Genomic DNA, 23,518 nt, shown 5'->3' on the forward strand with positions numbered 1-23,518 from the left:
AACATTCCAACCGGCTCTTGCCGGGCCGATCTGGAACCTGTTCTACTTGGCAGCGTGAATCAGCGCGCTCGCATCGCCATGCCGGACGACGAGGTCACCGCCTTCCTGGAGGGCTCGCGCAAGCTGCAGCTCGCCACCATCAACCCGGACGGCACCCCCCACCTCGTGACCATGTTCTACGGCCTGGACGAGGGCCGCATCGCCTTCTGGACCTACGCCAAGGCGCAGAAGACCCGCAACCTGGCCCGCGACCCCCGCGTGAGCTGCCTCGTGGAGGCCGGCGAGGACTACGCCGAGCTGCGCGGCGTCCTGCTGTACGGCACGGCCGCCCGAGTGGACGACCGCGACCGGGTCCTGTCCATCGGCCTGGCGATCGCGCGCCGGATGACTCCTGGCGTACCCGACGAGCTGCTGCTCCCGTACGTGGAGAAAACCGGCGCCAAGCGGGTTGCGTACGTCGTCGAGCGCACGAAAGTGGTCTCATGGGACCACAGGAGGCTCACATGAAGGTCAAGGTGGACGAGCTGGTCTGCGAGGCCAACGCCGTGTGCATGGGGCTCGCGCCGGAAGTGTTCGAGGTGGACGACGACGACCAGCTCCACATCCTGCTGCCCGAACCACCCCCCGAGTTGCAGGACCGCGTCCGCCACGCGGTCAGGTCCTGCCCGAAAGCCGCTCTGTCCCTCGAGGAATAGCCCGCAGGCAACACGAGGAGGAACCCCCATGCGCGCCGCGATCCTGCACGCCGTAGGCAACGACAAGCTCGACATCCGCGACGACGTGACCCTGGCCCCGGTGGGGCCGGCGGACGTACGCGTCCGGATCAGGGCGACGGGCGTCTGCCACTCCGACCTGTCGGCCATGACCGGCGTGCTGCCCCAGCCCGTGCCGCTCATCCTCGGCCACGAGGGCGCGGGTGAGGTGGTCGAGGTGGGCGAGCACGTCACGTCGGTCAAGCCGGGCGACCACGTCGTCATCAGCTGGCGCCCGGCGTGCCAGGAGTGCGAGCTGTGCGTGGGCGGCCAGCCGTTCCTGTGCATGAAGTACGTCGTCGAGTCCTTCACCAAGGGCAACTTCCGGCTCGGCGACGGCTCCACGGTGTTCGGGATGGCCGGGTGCGGCACCTGGGCCGAGGAGATCGTCGTGCCGTGGCAGGGCGCGATCAAGATCGACGACGACGTGTCGTGGGAGGCGGCGGCGCTGATCGGCTGCGGCATCACGACCGGCGTCGGCGCGGTGCTCAACACCGCGAAGGTGCGGCCCGGCTCGACCGTCGCGGTGGTCGGCTGCGGCGGCGTCGGCCTGTCCGTCATCCAGGGGGCGCGGGTCTCCGGGGCCCGCACGATCCTGGCGGTGGACCCGCTGGAGTCCAAGCACGAGCTGGCCAGGAAGGTCGGGGCCACGCACGCGGTCACCCCCGAGCAGGTGCCGGGCGCGCTGGCCGAGCTCACCGGCGGCGCCGGCTTCGACTACGCCTTCGAGGTGGTCGGCAAGTCGGCCACCATCCAGGCCACGTGGCAGCTCGCCCGGCAGGGCGGCGACGTGATCGTCGTCGGCGCCGGCGCGATGGACGACACGGTCTCCATCTCCGCCTTCAGCCTGCTGTTCGAGGGCAAGAACCTGCTGTCCAGCCTGTACGGCGAGGCCGACGTCCGGCACGACTTCCCGTACTTCGCCAAGCTCCACAAGTCCGGCCTGCTGGACCTGGAGTCGATGATCAGCGCCCGCATCCGCCTGACCGACCTGAACGACGCGGTCGCGGCGCTCAAGGGCGGCGAGGTGCTGCGCCAGATCGTCCTGATGGACTGACGGCAGCGGGGCCGCCCCCGCGAAGGGGCGGCCCCGCCAGCCGCTACTCGGTGGAGAAGGCGGCGTCGAAGGCCGTCGCCGGCGGGGTGATGGAGTTCAGCTTGCGGATGTAGCCGAGCGCCTCCTTGGCCCCGTCGAGCCGGTCCATCCCGGCGTCCTCCCACTCGATCGAGATCGGGCCTTCGTAGCCGATCGCGTTGAGCGCGCGGAAGCAGTCCTCCCACGGCACGTCGCCGCGGCCGGTCGAGACGAAGTCCCAGCCCCGGCGCATGTCGGCCCACGGCAGGTGCGACGACAGGCGGCCCTTGCGGCCGTCGCCGACCCGCACGCGGGTGTCCTTGCAGTCGACGTGGTAGATGCGGTCGGCGAAGTCGAGGATGAACCCGACCGGGTCGAGGTCCTGCCACACCATGTGGGACGGGTCCCAGTTGAGGCCGAACGCGGGCCGGTGGCCGATGGCCTCCAGCGTGCGCACGGTGGTGTGGTAGTCGTAGGCGATCTCGCTCGGGTGCACCTCGTGGGCGAAGCGCACGCCCACCTCGTCGAAGACGTCGAGGATCGGGTTCCAGCGGTCGGCGAAGTCCTGGTACCCGGCCTCGATCATCGAGGCGGGCACCGGCGGGAACATCGCCACCGTGTGCCAGATCGAGGAGCCCGTGAAGCCCACCACGGTGTCCACGCCGAGCAGCGCGGCGGCGCGGGCGGTGTTCTTCATCTCCTCGGCCGCGGCCTGGCGCACCGACTCGGGGTCGCCGTTGCCCCAGATGCGGGCCGGGAGGATGGCCTTGTGCCGCTCGTCGATGGGGTGGTCGCAGACGGCCTGGCCGACCAGGTGGTTGGAGATCGTCCAGACCTTCAGGCCGTGCTTGTCGAGCTGGGCGCGCTTCTGCTCCACGTACGAGGGGTCCGCCACGGCCTGCGCCACGTCGAAGTGATCGCCCGAGCAGGCGATCTCCAGGCCGTCGTAGCCCCACTCGGAGGCCAGCCTGCACACCTCCTCGAACGGCAGGTCGGCCCACTGTCCGGTGAACAGTGTGACGGGTCGCATCAGTCCTCCACGTTCGTGTAGCGGCTGCCGTCAGCCGCGCTGCGCTCGACCGCCTCCAGCACGCGCTGCACCCGCAGCCCGTCGGCGAACGACGGCGACGGGTCGGCGCCCGTGGCGACCGCTTCCAGGAAGTCCTTGATCTCGTGGGTGAAGGTGTGCTCGTAGCCGAGGCCGTGGCCGGGCGGCCACCAGGCGCCGACGTACGGGTGGTCGGGCTCGGTGACCAGGATCCGCTCGAAGCCGCCGCCGTTCGCGCTGAACCACAGCTCGTTCATGGCCTCGAAGTCGAAGGCGAGGCTGCCGAGCGAGCCGTTGATCTCGAGGCGCATGGCGTTCTTGCGCCCGTTGGCGAAGCGGGTCGCCTCGAACGAGGCCACCGCGCCGCCCGACATGCGGCCGATGAACAGTGCCGCGTCGTCGACCGTCACCTCGCCCCTGGCGCTGGACCCGGTGGCGCCGAGCCCGGCGGACTCGGTCGCCAGCGGGCGCTCCTTGATGAACGTCTCGGTCAGGGCCGACACGCCCACGACGTTCTGGCCGGTGACGAACTGGGCGGCGTCGACGATGTGCGCGCCGATGTCGCCGAGCGCGCCCGAGCCCGCCTTGTCCTTCTGCAGCCGCCAGACCAGCGGGAACTCCGGGTCGACGATCCAGTCCTGCAAGTACTGTGCCCGGACGTGCCTGATCTCGCCGATCCGGCCCTCCTCGACGTACCGGCGGGCCAGCGCGATCGCGGGCACCCGCCGGTAGTTGAAGGCCACCATGCTCTTGCCCGTCGCCGCGGCGGCCGCCGCCACCATGGCCTCGGCCTCGGCGACGGTGTTGGCCAGCGGTTTCTCGCAGATCACGTGCTTGCCGGCCTGCAACGCGGCGATGGCGATCTCGGCGTGCGAGTCACCGGGCGTGCAGATGTCGACGATCTGCACGTCGTCGCGCTTGACCAGCTCTCTCCAGTCCGTCTCGATGTCGGCCCAGCCGAGCTGCGCGGCGGCCGCCTCGGTGCGCTCCTTCGACCGGCCGGAGAGCACCGCCATGCGCGGCGCCACCGGCAGGTCGAAGAACGCTCCGACGCTGCGCCAGGCCTGGGAGTGGACACGGCCCATGAAGGCGTAGCCGACCATGCCCACGCCGATGGTGGTTCTGTCTGACATGCAACCCCCGATCAGGATCAGGATTCGAAGCCGAGTGCCAGGTACTTCTCGACGTTCTCCTTGGTAATGGTCTCGGACGCGAGCGTGATGGACTGGGGAACCGTGTTCTCCACCAGATCACTCATGCCCTTCCCCTGTGCTATCAGACGCGCCAGCTTGATCGCCGAGGAGGCCATGGTCGGCGAGTAGGTGACGGTGGCCTTCAGCACGGAGTTGCCCGACTGGATCTCGCGCATCGCGTTCAGCGAGCCGGCGCCGCCGACCATGATGAACTCGTTGCGGCTGGCTTCCTTGATGGCCGCCAGCACGCCGACGCCCTGGTCGTCGTCGTGGTTCCACATCGCGTCGATCTTCTTGTGCGCCTGCAGCAGCGACGTGGCGACCTCGTTGCCGGTCTCCACGGTGAACTGGGCGTCCTGCTTGGCCGTCACGCTGAACCCGTACGTCTTCAGCGCGTCGGCGAAGCCCTTGCTGCGGTCCTGCGTCAGCGGCAGCGTGGCGATGCCCTGGATCTCGACGATGACGGGGTTCGAGACGCCCTTGTCCTTGAGCTGCTTGCCGATGTAGTGGCCGGCGGCCACGCCCATGCCGTAGTTGTCGCCGCCGACCCACGTGCGGTAGGCGAGCTTGTCCGGGAAGATCCGGTCGAGGTTGACGACCGGGATGCCCGCCTCCGTGGCCTGCAGCGCGACCTGGTTGAGCTGCTGGCCGTCGTTCGGCAGGATCACCAGGGCGTTCACCTTGGCCTGGATGAGCGTCTCCACGGCGGAGATCTGCTGGTTGATGTCATTGGTCGGCTCGACCGGCTTGAAGTCGATGTCGGTGTACTGCTTCGCGGTGGCCTCGGCGTTCTTGGCGATCGCCGCGATCCAGCCGTGGTCGGCCGCGGGGGCCGAGAAGCCGATCGTCACCTTCGTGCCCGGCTGGTCGTTGCCGCCACTCGCCTGGGCGGGGGCGGGGGCCGCGCTGGTGGGGCTCGACGCGGCGGGCTCGTTGCTGGTGCAGCCCGCCGCCAGCAGCGCGGCCCCGCCGAGTCCGCCGATGAGGAATCCCCGGCGCGCGACGTTGTCACTCATGGTGCTCTCTCCTTCAGATTCCGCCGCTGGAGAAGGACGGCGACGACGATGATCAGGCCCTTGGCGATCAGCTGGTCGCTGGTGTTGAGCCCGTTGAGGATGAAGAGGTTGGTGATGAGGGTGAAGATCAGCAGGCCCAGGATGGAGCCGACGATCGTGCCGCGGCCTCCGGTGAGCAGCGTGCCGCCGATGATGACGGCGGCGATGGCGTCCAGCTCGTACAGGTCGCCGTGGGTGGACGAGCCCGTCGTGGTGCGCGCCATGATGAGGATGGCCGCGATGCCGCAGCACAGGCCCGACAGCGCGTACAGCAGCATGGTGTGCCTGCGTACGTCGATGCCGGCCAGGCGGGCGGCCTCGGGGTTGCCGCCGACCGCGTACGTGCGCCGCCCGAACGTCGTGCGGTTGAGCACGATCCAGCCCAGCACCACGACCAGCGCGAAGATGTAGACGAGCAGCGGGATGCCGAGCAGCCGCGTCGTCGACAGGTCCACGAGGGCCGAGTTGTCGGCCTGGATGAGCTGGGTCTTGCGGTCCGACATGCGTTGCGCGAGCCCTCGCGCGGCCACCAGCATGGCCAGCGTGGCGATGAACGGCACCAACCGCCCGTAGGCGATCAGCCAGCCGTTGACCAGCCCCGCTCCGGTGCCGACGAGGATCGCGCAGATCGCCATGACGACCGGCCCGTACGACTGCGTGGCCACGGTCGTGGCCCACACGCTGGCCAGCGCCATGACCGCGCCGACCGACAGGTCGATGCCGCCGCCGATGATGACGAACGTGGCCCCGACCGTGATCACGCCGATCGTGGCCGCCAGCGACAGGATGCTGACGAGGTTCGAGGTGGTCAGGAAGTTGTCGGGCCGGGTGATCAGGCCGACGACGACCAGCAGTGCCAGCGCGCCGACCAGGCCGAGATGCCGCATCTCGCCGACGCCGCGGATGGACGGCAGCGCCGGTACGGCCTTCGTCGTGGGCTCGCCCATCACGCGGCCCTCCCATTCATGATCATGTCCAGTACGCGGTGCTCGTCCAGCTCAGTCGCCTCTCCCTCATGGATGACCGCGCCCTCGCGCAGCACCAGCACGCGATCGGCCAGCCCCAGCACCTCGGGCACCTCGCTGGAGACCAGCAGCACCCCGATGCCCTGCTTGGCCAGGTCGTGGATGACGGCGTACAGCTCGGCCCTGGCTCCCACGTCCACGCCGCGGGTGGGCTCGTCGAGCAGCAGCAGCTTGCGCCCGCCGAGCAGCCAGCGGGCGAGCACGGCCTTCTGCTGGTTGCCGCCCGACAGGGTCCTGATCGGGCGTTCGGGGTCGGGCGGGCGGATGTCCAGCATCTCGGACAGTCGTTTGGCCTCGTCCCGCTCCCGTTTGCGGTCGATCCAGCCGAACCTGGCGAACCCCGGCAGGGTGCCCAGCGTGATGTTGGCCGTGACGCTCTGGTCGAGGAGCAGGGCCTGCGCCTTGCGTTCCTCGGGGGCCAGGCCCATGCCGCTCCTGACGGTGCCGACCACGCCGCGGCGCACCTGGCGGCCGTCGAGCAGGACGCGGCCCGTGTGGGGGCGGGCGCCGTAGACGGCCTCCAGGATCTCCGAGCGGCCCGAGCCGACCAGCCCGGCCAGGCCGACGATCTCGCCCGCCCGGACGCTGAACGAGACGTCCTTGAAGACGCCCGGCGAGCTCAGGTTCTCGACGCGGAGCACCTCCTCGCCGAACTCGCGGCCGCCCCTGGGCGGGAAGACGTACTCGACGTTCCTGCCGGTCATGAGCGAGACGATCTGGGTGGTGGGCGTGTCGCGGGCGGGCAGCCCGACCGCGACCGTGCGGCCGTCCTTGAGCACGGTGACGCGGTCGCCGATCTCACGGATCTCCTCCAGCCGGTGGGAGATGTAGACCACGGCCACGCCCTGGGCGGTCAGCTCGCGGATGATGCGGAAGAGGTTGTCGACCTCGTCGTGGGCGAGCGCGGCCGACGGCTCGTCCATGATGATCAGCTTCGCCTCGTGGGAGAGCGCGCGGGCCATGGAGACGACCTGCTTGGCCGCCGGTGACAGCCGCCCCACCTCGGTGGAAGGGCGGATCTCCGGATGGCCGAGGCGCTCCAGCACCTCGCGGGCGGCCCGCCGGCCCGCCGCCCTGTTGACGAAGCCGAGGCGGGCGTGCTCGTGGCCGAGGAAGATGTTCTCGGCCACGCTGAGGCCGTCCACCAGATCCAGCTCCTGGTAGATGGTGGCGAAGCCGAGCTTGATGGCGTCGATGGGGCTGCCGGGGCGCACCTCCGCCCCGTTGAACGAGATCGTGCCCTCGTCCGGCTGGTGAACTCCGGCCAGCACCTTGATCAGGGTGGATTTGCCGGCGCCGTTCTGGCCGAGCAGGCAGTGAACCTCGCCCGCCCGCACGTCCAGATCGACCCCGTCCAGCGCGCGCACGCCGGGGAACTGCTTGACGATGCCCTTCATGACCAGCATCGGGAGGTCCCTTTCAGGCGTTGACGATGCGGTTGATGTTGTCGGGTGACAGGTAGTGCTCGATGGCGAGGATCCCGGCGCCGAGCGCGGCGGCGTTGATCCCCGTACGGCTCGGCGTGATCGACAGGTGGTGCGTGGCCAGCGGGAGCGACCTGCGGTAGACCGTCTCCCTGATCCCTGCCAGCAGGTGCTCGTGCACCCGTGACAGCGCGCCGCCGATCACGATGACCTCGGGGTTGAAGAAGTTGACCAGGCTGGCCAGCACCTCGCCGATGAGCCGGCCGGCCTCCCTGACCAGGCGCAGCGCCTGGGTGTTTCCTGATTGGACGAGTGCCACGACGTCGGCGCCGGTCTCGGCCGGAAGGCCCAGCTCGGTCAGCCGCCGCGCGATGGCGGCGCCGCCGGCCACGGCTTCCAGGCAGGCGCTGTTGCCGCACCGGCAGCCGGCGTCCTCGTGGCCGCTGACCCGGATGTGGCCGATGTCGCCGGCGGAGCCCTGCGCGCCTCTGTGCAGGGTGCCGGCGGCCATGATGCCGCAGCCGATGCCGGTGCCGACCTTGACGAACAGCAGGTGCTTGGTGTCGGCGAAGGCGCCCCGGTGCTCGCCCAGCGCCATCACGTTGACGTCGTTGTCGACCAGCACCTCGACACCCTCGAAGTACTCGGGGATGGGGTAGTCGTTCCAGCCGGGCATGATCGGCGGGTTGTTCGGCCGCCCGGTCGCGAACTCCACCGGCCCCGGCACGCCGATCCCGATGGCCCGCAGCGCGGCCCTGGGCCGGCCCGCCTGGCCGAGCAGGTGGTCGAGCCGCTGGTCCACGTGGGCGAGCACCTTTTCCGGGCCCTCGCCGATCAGCAGCGCGTCCTCGCACTCGGCCAGCACATTGCCCGAGATGTCCATGAGGGCCACCCGGCAGTGGGTGGCGCCCAGGTCCACGCCCGCGAAGGCGTGGTCCTCGGTGTGCAGGCGAAGCTGGCGCGGCGGGCGGCCACCGGTCGACTCGCCGCTCTCGGTCTCCTCGACCAGGCCGCGCTCGATCAGCGCGTCCACGCGCTGGGAGATCGTCGAGCGGGCCAGGCCGGTGAGCCTCGCCAGATCGGATCGGGTCGTCGCGGAGCCCGCGCTGATCAGCGTCAGCACGTCGCCGGCGGAGCCCGGCTGGGGGGTCATGCCGCGACAATAAGATCACCGATGGGGCAAATCAAGAGCGGAGATCGACCAAACTCCCCCAACTTCCGCCGAAGATCGAACAAAGGCCGGTTTTAGCCCAGAAAAGCCGACATTTCGGTACTTACCCAGGTATGCGGAAGCGCCGACCCCCGAACCGGGAGCCGGCGCTTCGAACATGGCCGCCGGTCGCCGCGATCAGCCGGAGCGGCCGGGCGTGGCGGTCAGCCGGGCGTGGCGGTCAGCCGGGCGTGGCGGTCAGCCGGGCGTGGCGGTCAGCCGGGCGTGGCGGTCAGCCGGGCGTGGCGGTCAGAGCATCGACTTCATGGAGTCGGCCGCCGTCAGCACGTAAGGCTGCTCGGTCATGACCGCCCCCCAGTTGTCCGCGATCGCCTCGGGCGTCAGGTCGTCGCTCTTCCACCCCGGCCCCTCGGCCACGAACACCCGCGCCACCTTGCCGCCCCCGACCGTGAACACCTCGCCGGTCGCCTCGCACGACTCGTGCACGAGGTAGGCGACCAGCGCGCTGACCCGCTCGGGCGTGAACTTGGCCTCGAACTCGGCCGGCAGCAGCGCCTCGGTCATCCGCGTCCAGGCGACGGGGGCGATCGCGTTGGCCTTGATGCCGTTACGCGCCCCCTCGATCCCGAGCGTCTTGGTCAGGCCCACCAGGCCCATCTTGGCCGTGGAGTAGTTGGCCTGGCCGAAGTTGCCGAACAGGCCGGCGGGGCTGGAGGTGTTGACGACGCGGCCGTAGCCGGCCGCCTTCATCAGCGGGTAGGCGGCCTGGCTGACGAGGTAGGAGCCGCGTACGTGCACGGCCAGCACCGCGTCGAACTCCTCGACCGTCATCTTCCCGAACGACTTGTCGCGCAGGATGCCCGCGTTGTTGACGACGATGTCGACCTTGCCGAACGCGTCCACCGCGGCCTGGACGATGGCGTGGGCGCCTTCGGGGGTGGCGACGTCGTCGGCGTTGGCGACGGCCTGGCCGCCGTTCTTCGTGATGAGGTCGGCCACCTCGGCCGCGGGGCCGGTCGAGGCGCCGGTGCCGTCGAGCGCGCCGCCGAGGTCGTTGACGACGACCTTGGCGCCCCGCTCGGCGAGCAGGAGCGCGTGCGACCTGCCCAGGCCGTGCCCGGCCCCCGTGATGATCGCGACCCTGTCATCGAACCGAAGCATCGAACCTCCCGAGCCGAGGAGAACAAAATTCTGGTCACCTGTACGATAGCCGCCTCAGGGCAGCCGCCACAGGTCCGGCTCGCCCGCTTCCCTGACCACCCGCCCCTTGGCCTCCAGCCACGCCAGATGAGCCAGCGTCTCGTTGTTGGCCGAGCGCCGCATGAACGGCGGGATCGTCTCCCACGGCCGCGACCACGTCAGCCGGGTGGCCACGTCCCAGCAGTTGGCGGCGCCGGCCGCGCCGACCACCTGCTCGATCTCCGCGAGGCGGGCGTCGTGGTGCGCCAGCACCGTCTCCACCCGCTCGGCCAGCTCCAGGAACCGGTACTCGTGCGCGGGCAGCACCTCCTCGACCTCCAGCTTGCGCACGGCGTCCAGGGAGTCGAGGTAGTCGGCCAGCGGGTTCGGCCCCGACTGCGGGTGCACGGCCACGATGGGCGTGATCCGCGCCAGGACGTGGTCACCGGAGAACAGCACCTTGCGCTCCGGCGAGACGAAGCACAGGTGACCCGGCGAGTGGCCGGGCGTCCAGATGGCCCGCAGGTCCCAGCCCGGCAGGCCGAGGTCGTCGCCGTCCTCCACCAGCCGGTCCGGCCTGGCCATCGAGACCATGTGCCTGATCATCATCGAGGCGCCGGCCAGCTCGTCCAGCGTCAGGTCAGGGACGCCGCAGCGGCGCAGTAGCGCCCGCTCCCGCTGGACGAGGGAGTCGATGGCGTCGTCGTCGTAACGCTCGCGGACCAGGCGGGCGTCGGCGGGGTGCAGCGCGATCCAGGCGCCGGAGCTGTCCCTGATGCGGCCCGCCAGGCCGTAGTGGTCGGGGTGGATGTGGGTGACCAGGACGCCCTTGACGTCCGTGATCGCGTACCCGGCCACGCCCAGGCCCGCCACGAGCGCGTCGTAGGCCTCGTCGGTGTTCCACCCGGCGTCGATGATGGCCACGCCGTCGGGCAGCTCCAGCACGTAGACGAGCACGTACCGGAGAGGGTTGATCGGGATCGGGACGGGAACGGACCACAGGCCGGGACGCACCCGCTCGACTTCGGGGAACGTCCCGCCGACCCACGCCTCCCGCTGGGCGGGGTTGGCGGGGGTCACTACGAATTTCGCCACGACCCGAATATAGTTCTGCGTCCGAATCATGTTCTACTTGGGGCATGAAGCTGAGCCGCGAGATCAACGATGATGGCCGCTTCGTCCGGCAGCCGAACCGTTTCACGGATCGGCTCGGCCCACCCGAGCCCGGCCGCTACCGGGTCTACGCGTCCTACGCCTGCCCGTGGGCGCAGCGCGTACTGATCGTCCGTAAGCTCCTGGGCCTGGAAGACCTGCTGGACGTCACGATCGTCGACCCCATCCGCGACGAGAAGGGCTGGCGTGTCCCCGGTGGCGACCCGGAGTACCTGTCGGAGCTCTACCACGCCACCGACCCCGGCTACACGGGCCGCTACACCGTCCCCTGCGTCTGGGACACCCAGGAGAAGCGGATCGTCACCAACGACTTCCCGCAGATCACGCTCGACCTGGAGACGACGTGGGGCACCTCGCCCAACCTCTATCCCGAACGCCTGCGCCCCGACATCGACATCATGAACGACCGCCTCTACCACGGGCTCAACAACGCGGTCTACGAGGCGGGCTTCTCCCGTGACCAGCAGGTCTACGAGGAGGCGGTGGCCCGGGTGTTCACCACCCTCGACTTCCTGGAGGTGCGGCTGGCCGAGTCGGAGTTCCTGTTCGACACGCTCACCGACAGCGACGTGCGCCTCTACACGACGCTGGCCAGGTTCGACGCCGTCTACTACGGGCACTTCAAGTGCTCGGTGCGGCGGCTGGTCGACTATCCGGCGCTGTGGGCGTACGCGCGCCGCCTGTACGCCATCCCGGCCTTCCGCGAGACCACCGACTTCGACCAGATCAAGCGCCACTACTACATCACCCAGACCACCATCAACCCGAGCCGGATCGTGCCGGTAGGGCCGGAGCTGGACTGGAGCCTGTAGGCGCGGGCATCCGCACGAACAGCAGCGCCGAGACCAGCATCACGGCGGCCGCGACGGACCAGGCGGCGGCGAGGCCCGCCTGGGTGGCCAGCGAGCCGAGCGTGAGGTTGGCCGCGATGCCCCCCGACTGCAGGGACAACGAGCTGGTGGAGGTGACGGTCGTGCGCTCGGCGGAGCCGACCGCGTTGTGGGTCAGCTCCAGGCAGAGCACGCCCGTCACCGCGACGCCGACGAAGAGCACGACGTAGGCGAGCCCGGCGCTCAGCAGGCCGGGCAGACCGGCCAGCCCCGCCGTCGCGGCCAGCGCGCCGACGGCGAGCGCGGTCAGCGCCGTGCCCGCGATCGCGCCCCTGGCCGACCCGCCCGCCAGGCGCGCGGCGCGGGGCGCGAGCGCCGCGCCCGCCGCGCTGCCGGCGAACCCCAGCGCCGCGACGACGGCGTAGGCCAGGCTGCCCTCCTCGGCGGTGCCGGCCAGCTCGGCCAGGCGGCCGGGCGTGAGCAGCTCGATGCACGTCAGGACCACGCCGGACGCCGCGGCGGCGAGCATGAGCCTGCGCAGCAGCACGCCGCCCAGCGCCAGCCGGATGCCGCCGGCCACGGTGGCGGGCACCTCGCGCAGCACACCGGCCGGCGAGCGACGCCGGTGGGCCGGCTCGGGCAGCGCGAGCACCACCACGACCAGCAGCACCAGCGCCGCCACCGCGCCCACGAGGGGCGGCGCGGCCAGCGGCAGCATCAGCGACGGCGGCACCAGGAGCGGCAGTGCCCCGCCCGCCAGCACGCCCGCGCACAGGGCCGCGGACTCCATCGCGCCGCCCCTGGCCAGGCCGGGCTTGAGGTCCGCCCCGCGCCCCTCGATCGCGTGCAGCGTGTCGACGTACCAGGAGGTGGCGGGACCGCTGGACAGCGCTCGCGCGACGCCCTTGAACACCCCGCTCAGCAGGAACATCCAGAACGTGGTGGACACGCTCATCAGCGCCAGCCCCGCCACCGTGAACGCGGCCGAGGCCGCCAGCACCATGCGCCGGCCGACGACGTCGGCCAGCCCGCCCGTCGGCAGCTCCAGGCTCACGGTCACGACCGAGTAGACCGTCACCACCAGCCCGACCTGGGCCAGGCCGAGACCCCGCTCGGTCATCAGCAGGACCATCGTGGCCATCATGAGCCCCGGCGGCAGCCAGGTCAGGAAGCTGACGAGCAGGTAGCGCCGTAACGCCGACCGTGTGGTCACGGCTCCTCCCTCCGCTTGCGGGGGAAGCCCCCCACCCAGATGTGGACGAGCTGACCGTCGGGGGCGCCCTCGTGGCGGGCGGCCAGCTCGCGCAGGATCTCCCCGGTACGCGCGGCGAACTCCTCCAGCGCGGCCGGCGGCAGCTCCACGATGTGGTCGCTCATACCGGCCGCCGACACCCATTCCGGCGACCAGCCGGCCTCGTCGAACTCCTCGGTGACCCGGCCCAGCAGCTCCGCCTGGAGCAGCCGCATGACCTTGACCGTCTCGCGGCCCTCCGGCGTCACGGCCATCTCGCGGCTGTTCCACGAGGTGTAGCGGTGCCGGGCCCGCCAGCGCCGCTCGCGGCCGTCGCGCTGCTCCGGGTCCTCCTCGATGAAGCCGTGCTTGAACAGCTCGCGCAGGTGGTAGCTGGTCGAGCCGGAGCTCTCGCCCACCGTGCGGCCGAGCTCGCTGGCGGTGGCCGGGCCGTCGGAGCGCAGCAGGCCGAGCAGCCGGGCCCGCAGCGGGTGGGTGACCACTCTCAGCACCTGCGGGTCGCTGATCTTGTAATGCTCTTCCACCCCTTCACCGTAAATCGCAAAGACGATTTTGCAAAGAGGATTTTGCGGTTTGCCCGCTCTCCTAGACTGTGGGGATGCTCGACGACATCTGGGTGGACGACTCCGTCCTGGCGCTGCGCCCCGACTTCGCGGTGCTCATCGTGACCGCGCACGGCCTGCGCAACGGCCCCACCGACGACCGCTCCCGGGCCTGGCTGGCGGCCGCCTCGGCGGTGGAGGTGCCGACGGACAAGATCGACGCCTGGAAGGACGCCTACCGGGCGTTCGGCGCCAAGCCGCAGCGCACCCGCCCCTCGGTCGACGCCCTGACCAGGCGCATGCCGCTGCCGGAGATCAACCGGGTCGTCGACGCGTACAACGCGATCAGCGTCAAGCACGCGCTGCCCATCGGCGGCGAAGACCTCGACAAGTACGTCGGCCCGGCGCGCCTGGTGCGGGCGAGCGGCGACGAGGCGTCGGAGGAGGCGCTCGGTCAGCCCGAGCCCGGCGAGGTGATCTGGCGTGACGACATCGGTGTCACCTGTAGGAGATGGAACTGGCGCCAGGTGGTGCGCACCCGCCTCACCGAGGAGACCACCAACGCGATCTTCCTGCTGGAGCGCCTTGAGCCGATGTCTTTGGAGGAGCTGAAGCAGGCAGGAGAGGAGCTTTCGGAGCTTCTGACCGAGTTGTCCCCCGAGGTGCGCATCTCCAGCCGGCTCCTGTCCAGCGGGAAATAAACCTCACCCCCCGGTGTTGATACCAAAGAGTAATAAACGCTGCACCACCCGGATTGACGAGGCGCGCGTGACCTCTTTGCGCGGTCCTGAGAGGATCGTTCGAGGCGGCACGGGTCCTTCGGCGCGCGCTGCCAGTCCGGGCGAGTAGCCTTGGACAGGTTCTCTAACATCAACGCCGATCTGCGGAAGAGGGCGATTTCCGCCGTGTCGTCTGAGTCGTCGCGGACAAACCCGCTGGCAAGCTTTGGTCAGAACGAGTGGCTTGTCGACGAGCTGTACCAGAAGTACCTCCAAGATCCAGAGTCTGTCGACAAGGCCTGGTGGAACTTCTTCGCTGACTACAACCCTGATTACGGACCGGGCCGAACCCCGGTCAGGGAGGCGGCGAACGGCACGGTGACCGCGCCCGCTCCTCCCCAGACCCCGAAGGCGCCACCCAAGGCGCCACCCGCGGCCGAAAAGCCGAAGCAGCCCGCCACCCCGGTGCCCAAGGGCGCCGAGGAGGTCAAGCTGCGCGGCGCCGCGGCCCGCACCGCCGCCAACATGGACCTCTCCCTTGCGGTCCCGACGGCGACCAGCGTGCGGGCCATCCCGGCCAAGCTGCTCATCGACAACCGCATTGTGATCAACAATCACCTCAAGCGGGGCCGCGGCGGCAAGGTTTCCTTCACGCACCTGATCGGGTTCGCGATCGTCAAGGCGCTGAAGGCCATGCCGGAGATGAACTACTCCTACGCCGAGATCGACGGCAAGCCGACGCTCGTCAAGCCCGCGCACGTCGGCTTCGGCCTCGCGATCGACGTCCAGAAGAGCAACGGCGAGCGCCAGCTCCTCGTGCCCTCCATCAAGGGCGCCGAGGAGATGGACTTCCGCCAGTTCTGGATGGCCTACGAGGAGGTCGTCCGCAAGGCCCGCGCCGGCAAGCTCGGCGTCGACGACTTCTCCGGCACCACGATCTCCCTCACCAACCCCGGCACGATCGGCACCGTCCACTCCGTGCCGCGCCTCATGCCCGGCCAGGGCACGATCATCGGCGTCGGCGCGATGGAATACCCGGCCGAATACCAGGGGGCCTCCCCCGACACGCTCTCGCGCCTGGCCGTCTCCAAGGTCATGACGCTGACCAGCACCTACGACCACCGGATCATCCAGGGCGCCCAGTCGGGCGACTTCCTGCGCCAGATCCACCGGCTGCTGCTCGGCGAGGACGGCTTCTACGACGAGATCTTCGAGGCGCTGCGGATCCCGTACGAGCCGGTCCGCTGGGTCCAGGACATCTCGGCCACCCACGACGACGACGTGGCCAAGTCCGCGCGCGTGATCGAGCTGATCCACGCCTACCGCGTCCGCGGCCACCTGATGGCCGAGACGGACCCGCTGGAGTACAAGCAGCGCAAGCACCCCGACCTCGACATCCAGTCGCACGGGCTGACGCTGTGGGACCTCGAGCGCGAGTTCGCCACCGGCGGCTTCGGCGGCAAGCCGCTGATGAAGCTGCGCGACATCCTGGGCGTGCTGCGTGACTCCTACTGCCGCACCGTCGGCATCGAGTACATGCACATCCAGAACCCCGAGGAGCGGGCCTGGATCCAGGCGCGGGTGGAGAAGCCGCACAAGTCGCCCGAGCGCGACGAGCAGCTCAACATCCTGTCCCGGCTCAACACCGCCGAGGCGTTCGAGACGTTCCTGCAGACGAAGTTCGTCGGCCAGAAGCGCTTCTCGCTGGAGGGCGGCGAGTCCCTGATCCCGCTGCTCGACTCCGTGATCAGCGACGCCGCCGACGAGGGCCTCGACGAGGTCGTCATCGGCATGGCGCACCGCGGCCGCCTCAACGTCCTGGCCAACATCGTGGGCAAGTCCTACGCCCAGATCTTCGGCGAGTTCGAGGGCAACATCGACCCGCGCACGGCGCACGGCTCCGGCGACGTGAAGTACCACCTCGGCGCCACCGGCACCTTCACCGCGCCGAGCGGCAAGACGATCACCGCGTCCGTGGTCGCCAACCCCTCCCACCTAGAGGCGGTCGACCCGGTCCTGGAGGGTGTCGTCCGCGCGAAGCAGGACCTCCTGGAGCGCGGCGAGGAGGGCTTCACCGTCCTGCCCGTCCTCATCCACGGCGACGCGGCCTTCGCCGGCCAGGGCGTCGTGGCCGAGACCCTCAACCTCTCGCAGCTGCGCGGCTACCGCACCGGCGGCACCGTGCACGTGGTCGTCAACAACCAGGTCGGCTTCACCACCTCGCCCGCCTCCTCCCGCTCCTCGGTCTACGCGACCGACGTGGCGCGGATGATCCAGGCGCCGATCTTCCACGTCAACGGCGACGACCCCGAGGCCGTGGTGCGCGTGGGCGAATTGGCCTACGAGTACCGCCAGGCGTTCCGCAAGGACGTCGTCATCGACCTCATCTGCTACCGCCGCCGCGGCCACAACGAGGGCGACAACCCCGCCTTCACCCAGCCGCTGATGTACGACCTGATCGACGCCAAGCGCTCCACCCGCAAGCTCTACACCGAGGCGCTGATCGGCCGGGGCGACATCACGGTCGAGGAGGCCGAGTCCGCGCTGCGCGACTACCAGGCCAAGCTGGAGCAGGCGTTCACCGAGACCCGCGAGGCGGCGAAGAAGCCGGCCGAGGCGGCCGCGATGCGGGTGCCCCCGACCGAGGTCGTCAAGTGGTCCCACGACGACACGCCGACCGGCATCACGCACGAGACGCTCAAGCGCATCGTCGACACCCAGCTCAACCTCCCCGAGGGCTTCACACCGCACCCGCGCCTGGCGCCGGTGCTGCAGCGCCGCGGCCAGATGGTCGAGCAGGACGCGATCGACTGGGCGATGGGCGAGACGCTGGCCTTCGGCTCGCTGCTGATGGACGGCCACCCGGTCCGCCTCGTCGGACAGGACTCGCGGCGCGGCACGTTCACCCAGCGCCACGCCGTCCTGGTCGACCGCATGACCGGCGCCGACCACACGCCGCTCAAGACCTTCAACCAGGGCACCACGAAGTTCTACGTCTACGACTCACTGCTCAGCGAGTTCGCGGCGCTCGGCTTCGAGTACGGCTACAGCGTCGTCCGTCCTGACGCCCTGGTCTGCTGGGAGGCGCAGTTCGGCGACTTCGTCAACGGCGCCCAGACGATCATCGACGAGTTCATCTCGTCGGGCGAGCAGAAGTGGGGCCAGAAGTCCTCCGTCGTGCTGCTGCTGCCGCACGGCTACGAGGGCCAGGGCCCCGACCACTCCTCGGCCCGCATCGAACGCTTCCTCCAGGTCTGCGCGCTCGACAACATGACGGTCGCGCAGCCCACCACCCCGGCCAACTACTTCCACCTGCTGCGCTGGCAGGTGGAGTCGGAGCGGCACAAGCCGCTGGTGGTCTTCACGCCCAAGTCGCTGCTGCGCCACAAGGCGGCCACGTCGAAGGCGTCCGACTTCACCTCGGGCTCCTTCCAGCCGGTCCTGGGCGACGCCACGGCCGACCCGGCCAAGGTCACCAAGGTCGTGCTCACCTCCGGCAGGCTCTACTACGACCTGGCGGCGCGGCGCGACAAGGACGGCCGCGACGACGTCGCGATCGTGCGGCTGGAGCGCCTCTACCCGTTCCCGTCCGAGGAGCTCGCCGCCGAGCTGTCCCGGTACGGCGACCAGGTGGAGCTGATCTGGGCGCAGGACGAGCCGGCCAACATGGGCCCGTGGCCGTACCTCACGCTCAAGATGGCCGAAGACCCGCAGACGCTGGGGGGCCGGGCGGTGCGGCGCGTGTCGCGCACGCCCAACAGCTCGCCGGCGACCGGGTCGCACAACTCCCACGACACGGAGCTCGAGGAGATCCTGCACCAGATCTTCGGCTGAGCCACCGTCGTCCGAGCCCCCGGCCCGCCGCTTCGCGGCCGGGGGCTCGCTGCTGCCCGGACAGGCTAAAGTGCAGGTCCGGGCCCCTGTCTGAACCTGCGAATGGAGAGCGATGTACTTCACCGATCGGGGGATCGAAGAGCTGGTCGAGCGCCGCGGCGAGGAGGAGGTCAGCCTGTTGTGGCTGGGCGAGCGGCTGCGCGAGTTCGTCGATCTCAATCCCGAGTTCGAGACCCCGATCGAGCGGCTGGCCACCTGGCTGGCGCGCCTCGACGACGACGAGGACGACTGAGCGCCCCGCGACTTCCCTCGCGAAGCCGTAGTCTCGAATAACGCGATACATCTTGAGATTCATCGAGACGCGACATATCGTGAGTTGTGGAGAACCGGTGTCGCCTAGAGAGGGGCGGGGGATCATGCAGCAATGGACGATCGACGAGCCAGGACAGCTGACGTTCGGCGACGTGGAGTCGCTGGACGTGCGCATCGTCGCCGGCCGGCTCGACGTGCTCGCCAGCGACGGCCCGGCCACCCTGGAGATCGCCGAGATCGAGCCGGCCTCACCGCTGACCGTGACCTACGACGAGGCCACCCGCTCGCTCACCGTCGCCGACCGCGACCTCACCTGGGACGGCGTGCTCGGCTGGCTGCGCCGCGACCGGCGCCGATCCGTGCTGTCCATCGCCGTGCCCAAGAGCTGCCGGGTCAAGGCGGGCGTGGTGTCCGCACCCGCCGTCCTCGCCGGGTTCGAGAGATCCACCCACGTCAAGAGCGTCTCCGGTGACGTCGTCCTCGACGGGGTCAGCGGCGACGTCGCCGCCAACACCGTGTCAGGAGCCGTCGAGACCCGGGCCATGGAAGGCGACCTGTCGTTCGTCAGCATCTCCGGTGACCTCACCGTCGCCGACGGCGTCCCCCACCGGCTGAAAGCCAACACCGTCTCCGGCCGGATCACCGCGGATCTCACCCTGCGGCCGACGGGTCACGTCACGTTCAACAGCGTCTCCGGTGACATCCTGGTCAGGCTGCCGGAGAACGTGGAGGCGGACGTCAGCATCAGATCCACCTCCGGCAGGCTGGTCAGCACGTTCGAGGAACTGTCCAACACGAGCGCCCCCGCGGCGAAGTCGCTGTCGGGGCGGCTGGGTGGCGGCATGGCCTCCCTGTCGGCGATCACGGTCTCCGGCGAGGTCACGCTGCTCAAGGGAGAGAAGGAATGAGCCCTGTCTTCGGTCACGGCCGGCTCCGGCTGTACCTGCTCAAGCTGCTGGAAGAGAGCCCGCGCCATGGCTACGAGGTCATCCGGCTGCTCCAGGACCGCTTCCTCGGCGTCTACTCGCCCTCTCCCGGCACCATCTACCCGCGCCTGGCCCGCCTGGAAGAGGAGGGCCTGGTCACGCACGAGGTGGTCGAGGGCAAGAAGGTGTTCTCCATCACCGACAAGGGCCGCGAGGAGCTGAACGCCCGGCTCGACGAGCTCGACGACCTGGAGCAGGAGATCTCCGCCTCCGTCCGCGACATCGCCCGCGAGGTCAAGGAGGACGTGCGCGACACCGTCAAGTCGCTGCGCGAAGAGCTGACCCGCATGGCGAAAGACGTCCGCACCGGCGCCGCCGAGGACACCCGGCGGCTGCGCGACAAGCAGAAGGAAGAGCTCAAGCGGCTGCGCGACCAGCAGAAACGCCAGTGGATGGAGCACGCCTACCACTGGCAGGACGAAGGCGAGCGGCTCACCAAGGAGTGGCGCCGGATCTGGTCCGAAGTCTGGACCACCCTCGGCGGCACCCCCGCCGGCGGCTCCTCCGCCAACCGGGCCGAGCTCGACGCCGAGCTGGGCGAGCTGCTCGCCGACTTCGTGGCGCGGGCGCGCGAGGACGCCTCCAACGCCCGGCTGACGCCGGAGAAGCTGGCCGAGCTCCGCACGACGCTCGACGAGACGACCCGCCGCATCCACGACATCCTCGACCGCTGACCGACCGGGGAGCCGCACCCCTCCCCGGCCCAGCGGAGAGCACCGCCTCCTCCCGACGCCTGCTGAGGGCACCACTTTCTCGCGGGCCCCACCGAGAGCGCCATCTCCTCGCCGACCCCTACCGAGGAGCACCACACCCTGCCTGCCCCGCGGAGGAGCATCGCCTCCTTCCAGCCGCTTCCTCCTCCAGCCGCTGCCTCTGCCAGCCGCAGGCCTCTCCGCACGTCGGCCCGGCAGGCGTGGTGGGCGCGCGCCTGGCCAGGCACGGCCGGCTCACCAGATACGCCGGCCCGCCAGATACGCCGGCCCGCCAGATACGCCGGCGCGCCAGGCACGGCGGCGCGCCAGGCACGGCTCCGAGCCGTCGGCTGGTCAGGCGGAAAGGCGTCCCGCGTGTCGGCGGCGGCGGAGGGAGCTGCGCGCGGCCCTCCTGGCGTGGTAGGCGATCGGCATGTACCGCAGCCGCTCGGGCAGCCGCGGCGTCACCATCGCCACCGCATGCCCGAGATGCCGCAACCGCCGCTCCTCCCGGGCGGTCCACCGCAGCCCCAGCTTCTCCCGCACGGCGGGCGGCAGGGTGCCGACGGTGACGAAGTAGGTGAACTCGCCCGCCCCGGCACCCACCGGCGTCCACAGCCGGCGCAGCGGCGCGGGCAACCGGGGCGGCGCGGGCGTGCCGCGCATCACCGTCAGCACGTCGAGCGCGGTCGCGTGCGCCTCCAGCCGCCCGCGCACCATCTCCTCGAAGTAGCGCCAGAACGCGTCCAGGTCCGCCGGCATCTCCCGCTCGGGCACCCGCAGAATGGCCCCGAGCTGCCGCGACTCGGCGTAGAGCCGCCGCTCCTGCGCCGGCGTGAACGGCGTGCCGAAGTACCGGTTGAGCGCGATGAACCGCTCGAACAACGACAGGTGCACCCACGCCCACGCCTCGCCGTTCAGCGCGTGGTAGTGCCTGCCCTGCTCGTCCACCCCGCTGATCGGCTTGTGCAGCTCTCTGAGCCGCTGCCCCTCGGCGGGGCCGTCCGGCCCGCCGTAGACCCATTTCTGCACGGACGCGAGCGTGCGCTCCAGCCGCCCCCACGGGTCGGCCTTGTACGTGGAGTGCTCGGCGACCGCGGCCCCGACGGCCGGATGCATCGTCTGGAGGACCAGCGCGCTGCCGGCCACGAGCAGGTTGCGGTACTCGCCGGCGGTGTCCCAGTGCATCGAACCTGGGCCGAACGGCTCAACGTCCATGATGACTGCCTCCTGGGTGCTACAACCCCATTCCTCTTGTATCACCCAGGAGGGTCACAAGTAACCCTTCACTTACTCAAACCGTGAAGACGACCTTCCCGAAGATCTCCCCGGCCTCCATGGCGGCGAAGCCGTCCCGCGCCTCGGCCAGCGGCAGCACCCGGTCGACCACCGGCCGCAGCCCCGTCTGCTCCAGGAACACCGCCAGCCGCCCCAGCTGCTCCCGCGTCCCCATCGTCGTGCCGACCACCGAGAGCTGCAGGAAGAAGACCCGGTTGAGGTCGGCCGGCGGCACCGCGCCGCTCGTGGCCCCCGACACCACGATGCGCCCGCCCGGCTTGAGCGACTTGAGCGAATGGTCCCACGTGGCCTGCCCGACCGTCTCCATGACCGCGTCCACCCGCTCGGGCAGCCGCGCCCCCGGCTCGAACACCTGGTCGGCGCCCAGCTCCCGCGCCCGCTCCCGCTTCTCCTCCGAACGGCTGGTCGCCCACACCCGGTAGCCCGCGGCGCGGCCGAGCGCGATCAGCGCCGTCGCCACTCCCCCGCCCGCCCCCTGCACGAGCACGGTCGAGCCGGGCTGCAGCCCGGCCTTGTCGAACAACATCCGGTACGCGGTCAGCCAGGCCGTCGGCAGGCAGGCCGCGTCCTCGAAGCTGAGCGCCGCGGGCTTCGGCACCAGGTTGCGGCGCGGCACGGCCACCCGCTCGGCGAACGTGCCGTCGTACACCTCCGACAGCAGCGTCCGCTTCGGATCGAGCGTCTCGTCGGCACCCGTGCCGATCACGGAGTGCACGATGACCTCGTTCCCGTCCTCGTCCACGCCGGCGGCGTCGCAGCCCAGCACGATCGGCAGCCGGTCCTGCCTGATGCCGACGCCCTTCAGCGTCCACAGGTCGTGGTGGTTGAGCGCGGCCGCCCGTACGGAGACGGTCGTCCACCCGTCGGGCACCTTCGGCTCGGGGCGCTCGCCCAGCGTCAGGCCGGCGAGCGGGTTGTCGGGATCGGTCTGTGTGGCGGTTACGGCGAACATGGCCGCACCCTACTTCAGCCCCCACCCCTCAACCCCGAACCCTCACCACACCGACCCAACCCACCACCCCCGACCATCCACCCCAGGACGACCGAGCACCACACCCCTGGCAAACCAAAGCTCACTTCATCGTGACGCGGATCCCGGAGATCGCCTTCGTCCGGAACGACGCCGGCCCGCTGGCGGCCACCAGCACGTCTCCCTGGCACACCATCTCGGCCCGCCGCCCCCGCCCCTGGACCACCCCGGGCATCCGGGCCCGCTTCGCGCAGTCGGGCGTGGGCACGAGCGCCACCGTCTCCCCCGCCCCGCCGCCGAACCACAGCTGCGGCCCGATCGGCTCCCCCTGCGCGTACTCGCCCGGCTCGGCGAGCTGCACCCCGCCGCGCGCCGTCAGCACCAGATACCCGTCCTTGGTCACCCGCCCCTTGAGGCTCGTCGCCAGCGCCGTCCGCTGGTCGAACGTGAGCCCCTGACCCCGGTCGTACATCGCCACCCGCCACGGCCCGAACGCGAACAGCAGCACCTGCCCGTACTGGCCGCTGCCGGCCTGGCGTGGCCAGAGGGTCACGTTCGGCGCGTAGTTCCTGAGCGGCCGGCCGCCGCGCGTGATCTCGGCCTCGCCTCCGTAGGGCGCGACGAACTCCCGGAACATCCCGTCGATCCACCCCGCCCGGTACGGCCGCACCCCCATGGCGGCAAGCCTGAGCCCGGACGGGTAACGCACCTCGGCCCGCACCCCGTGCGGGAACACCACCTGGATCACCTCGTCGCCGCCCTTGTGCTTGACCGGCGCGGTCAGCATGTTGGGCGGGTTGTCGATGGTGGTCAGGGAGGTGATGGGCGAGGGCGTCCGGCTCGCGGACACCGGCCCCGGCTCCGGGTCCCGGCTGGCGAGCAGGCCGACGACCGGGATCAGCAGGAGCGCCAGGACCACCGCCAGCCCGATCCACCGGCGACGGCCGCGCTCGCCTGCCTCGATGACGTCGAACTGGTCAGCCACGA

Annotated in this window: 22 protein-coding genes; 9 read left to right on the forward strand and 13 right to left on the reverse strand. The window is 70.4% G+C overall.

What is annotated here, in order from left to right; all coding sequences use genetic code 11:
- The first annotated feature begins 54 nt into the window (after positions 1–54).
- From HCN51_RS12780 to HCN51_RS12790, 3 genes are read left to right on the forward strand one after another with little or no spacing between them, the layout of a single operon-like run.
- Positions 55–507, forward strand: a complete 453-nt coding sequence (locus tag HCN51_RS12780; protein WP_168009875.1) for a pyridoxamine 5'-phosphate oxidase family protein — start codon at positions 55–57, stop codon at positions 505–507.
- Positions 504–695, forward strand: a complete 192-nt coding sequence (locus HCN51_RS12785) for a ferredoxin (protein WP_168009876.1) — start codon at positions 504–506, stop codon at positions 693–695. The genes HCN51_RS12780 and HCN51_RS12785 overlap by 4 nt, the downstream gene beginning before the upstream one ends.
- Positions 696–723: 28 nt before the next feature.
- Positions 724–1,809 (forward strand): Zn-dependent alcohol dehydrogenase, encoded by a 1,086-nt coding sequence (locus HCN51_RS12790; RefSeq protein WP_080045387.1) that lies wholly within the window; start codon positions 724–726, stop codon positions 1,807–1,809.
- A gap of 43 nt (positions 1,810–1,852) precedes the next feature.
- Here the strand turns inward: HCN51_RS12790 and HCN51_RS12795 are convergent, their stop codons facing one another.
- From HCN51_RS12795 to HCN51_RS12830, 8 genes are all read right to left on the reverse strand, one after another.
- Entirely contained in the window at positions 1,853–2,860 is a 1,008-nt protein-coding gene (locus HCN51_RS12795) for a sugar phosphate isomerase/epimerase family protein (protein ID WP_080045386.1), read from the reverse strand.
- Entirely contained in the window at positions 2,857–4,008 is a 1,152-nt protein-coding gene (locus HCN51_RS12800; protein ID WP_080045385.1) for a Gfo/Idh/MocA family protein, read from the reverse strand. The genes HCN51_RS12795 and HCN51_RS12800 overlap by 4 nt, the downstream gene beginning before the upstream one ends.
- A 17-nt stretch (positions 4,009–4,025) precedes the next feature.
- Positions 4,026–5,084 carry an ABC transporter substrate-binding protein gene (locus tag HCN51_RS12805; RefSeq protein WP_168009877.1) on the reverse strand — a complete coding sequence of 353 codons (1,059 nt, stop codon included), beginning with the start codon at positions 5,082–5,084 and terminating at the stop codon, positions 4,026–4,028.
- Positions 5,081–6,070, reverse strand: coding sequence for an ABC transporter permease (locus HCN51_RS12810; RefSeq protein ID WP_080045383.1), 990 nt, complete (start codon positions 6,068–6,070; stop codon positions 5,081–5,083). The genes HCN51_RS12805 and HCN51_RS12810 overlap by 4 nt, the downstream gene beginning before the upstream one ends.
- On the reverse strand, positions 6,070–7,554 hold the full coding sequence (locus HCN51_RS12815; protein ID WP_168009878.1) for a sugar ABC transporter ATP-binding protein: 1,485 nt from the start codon (positions 7,552–7,554) through the stop codon (positions 6,070–6,072). The genes HCN51_RS12810 and HCN51_RS12815 overlap by 1 nt, the downstream gene beginning before the upstream one ends.
- A 13-nt stretch (positions 7,555–7,567) precedes the next feature.
- Positions 7,568–8,725, reverse strand: coding sequence for an ROK family transcriptional regulator (locus HCN51_RS12820; protein ID WP_168009879.1), 1,158 nt, complete (start codon positions 8,723–8,725; stop codon positions 7,568–7,570).
- 306 nt (positions 8,726–9,031) lie between these two features.
- The gene (locus HCN51_RS12825) at positions 9,032–9,904 is read right to left on the reverse strand and encodes an SDR family oxidoreductase (protein ID WP_168009880.1); all 873 of its coding nucleotides are present in this window, start codon (positions 9,902–9,904) and stop codon (positions 9,032–9,034) included.
- A gap of 54 nt (positions 9,905–9,958) precedes the next feature.
- Entirely contained in the window at positions 9,959–11,017 is a 1,059-nt protein-coding gene (locus HCN51_RS12830) for an MBL fold metallo-hydrolase (protein ID WP_346433626.1), read from the reverse strand.
- Positions 11,018–11,061: 44 nt separating this feature from the next.
- Here HCN51_RS12830 and HCN51_RS12835 point away from each other — a divergent pair, with 44 nt between their 5' ends.
- Positions 11,062–11,907: a glutathione S-transferase family protein gene (locus HCN51_RS12835; protein WP_168009882.1), complete on the forward strand. Its 846-nt coding sequence runs from the start codon at positions 11,062–11,064 to the stop codon at positions 11,905–11,907.
- Here HCN51_RS12835 and HCN51_RS12840 read toward each other — a convergent pair.
- Positions 11,855–13,138 carry an MFS transporter gene (locus HCN51_RS12840; protein ID WP_168009883.1) on the reverse strand — a complete coding sequence of 428 codons (1,284 nt, stop codon included), beginning with the start codon at positions 13,136–13,138 and terminating at the stop codon, positions 11,855–11,857. The genes HCN51_RS12835 and HCN51_RS12840 overlap by 53 nt on opposite strands.
- Complete coding sequence (locus HCN51_RS12845) at positions 13,135–13,701, reverse strand: helix-turn-helix domain-containing protein (RefSeq protein WP_346433627.1); 567 nt, start codon at positions 13,699–13,701, stop codon at positions 13,135–13,137. The genes HCN51_RS12840 and HCN51_RS12845 overlap by 4 nt, the downstream gene beginning before the upstream one ends.
- A gap of 74 nt (positions 13,702–13,775) precedes the next feature.
- On the opposite strand from HCN51_RS12845, the gene HCN51_RS12850 reads away from it, so the two are divergent.
- From HCN51_RS12850 to HCN51_RS12870, 5 genes are all read left to right on the forward strand, one after another.
- On the forward strand, positions 13,776–14,420 hold the full coding sequence (locus HCN51_RS12850) for a B3/B4 domain-containing protein (protein WP_168009884.1): 645 nt from the start codon (positions 13,776–13,778) through the stop codon (positions 14,418–14,420).
- Between the two features lie 204 nt (positions 14,421–14,624).
- Positions 14,625–18,272: a multifunctional oxoglutarate decarboxylase/oxoglutarate dehydrogenase thiamine pyrophosphate-binding subunit/dihydrolipoyllysine-residue succinyltransferase subunit gene (locus tag HCN51_RS12855; protein ID WP_168009885.1), complete on the forward strand. Its 3,648-nt coding sequence runs from the start codon at positions 14,625–14,627 to the stop codon at positions 18,270–18,272.
- 112 nt (positions 18,273–18,384) lie between these two features.
- Complete coding sequence (locus tag HCN51_RS12860; RefSeq protein WP_080045373.1) at positions 18,385–18,564, forward strand: DUF6104 family protein; 180 nt, start codon at positions 18,385–18,387, stop codon at positions 18,562–18,564.
- A gap of 124 nt (positions 18,565–18,688) precedes the next feature.
- Positions 18,689–19,492 (forward strand): DUF4097 family beta strand repeat-containing protein, encoded by an 804-nt coding sequence (locus tag HCN51_RS12865; protein ID WP_168009886.1) that lies wholly within the window; start codon positions 18,689–18,691, stop codon positions 19,490–19,492.
- Positions 19,489–20,244 (forward strand): PadR family transcriptional regulator, encoded by a 756-nt coding sequence (locus tag HCN51_RS12870; protein WP_080045371.1) that lies wholly within the window; start codon positions 19,489–19,491, stop codon positions 20,242–20,244. The genes HCN51_RS12865 and HCN51_RS12870 overlap by 4 nt, the downstream gene beginning before the upstream one ends.
- Before the next feature lie 372 nt (positions 20,245–20,616).
- Here HCN51_RS12870 and HCN51_RS12875 read toward each other — a convergent pair whose 3' ends face one another.
- The 3 genes from HCN51_RS12875 to HCN51_RS12885 form a co-directional block, all read right to left on the reverse strand.
- Positions 20,617–21,480: an oxygenase MpaB family protein gene (locus HCN51_RS12875; RefSeq protein WP_168009887.1), complete on the reverse strand. Its 864-nt coding sequence runs from the start codon at positions 21,478–21,480 to the stop codon at positions 20,617–20,619.
- A gap of 76 nt (positions 21,481–21,556) precedes the next feature.
- Positions 21,557–22,513, reverse strand: coding sequence for a zinc-binding dehydrogenase (locus HCN51_RS12880; protein WP_168009888.1), 957 nt, complete (start codon positions 22,511–22,513; stop codon positions 21,557–21,559).
- A 121-nt stretch (positions 22,514–22,634) separates the two neighbouring features.
- On the reverse strand, positions 22,635–23,516 hold the full coding sequence (locus tag HCN51_RS12885) for a hypothetical protein (protein WP_168009889.1): 882 nt from the start codon (positions 23,514–23,516) through the stop codon (positions 22,635–22,637).
- Positions 23,517–23,518: the final 2 nt, after the last annotated feature.

This window comes from Nonomuraea composti (assembly GCF_012034275.1).
Lineage (GTDB): Bacteria > Actinomycetota > Actinomycetes > Streptosporangiales > Streptosporangiaceae > Nonomuraea > Nonomuraea composti.